At 65.0% G+C, this 363-nt stretch carries 1 pseudogene; it reads left to right on the plus strand.

The features are described 5' to 3' along the window. Positions 1-363 (plus strand): annotated as a pseudogene (locus HX846_RS36395) (SfnB family sulfur acquisition oxidoreductase); the annotation flags it as partial.

Raw genomic sequence — 363 nt, forward strand, 5'->3', positions numbered from 1 at the left:
CTTTGGCCAACGCACCACCGCCAGCGGCACAGTGCTGCTGGATCAAGTGGCGGTGGACGCCGAACTGGTGGTGGAAACGTGGCGACTCGGCGAAACACCGGGCATCCAGGGTGCAGTCTCGCAATTGATCCAGGCGGCCATCGACGCCGGCATCGCCCGTGGCGCGATCGACGACACCATCAGCTTTGTACGCGAACGCTCGCGGCCATGGATCGACGCCAAGGTCGAACGGGCCAGCGATGACCTGTATGTGATCGCCGATATCGGCAAGCTGAAGATCGAACTGCACGCCGCTGAAGCCCTGCTGCGCAGGGCCGGCCAGGTACTGGACCAAGTCAGCGCCGCGCCGATCACCGCGCAGTC

The sequence above is a fragment of the Pseudomonas sp. K5002 genome (assembly GCF_013386655.1).
Classification (GTDB): Bacteria; Pseudomonadota; Gammaproteobacteria; order Pseudomonadales; family Pseudomonadaceae; genus Aquipseudomonas.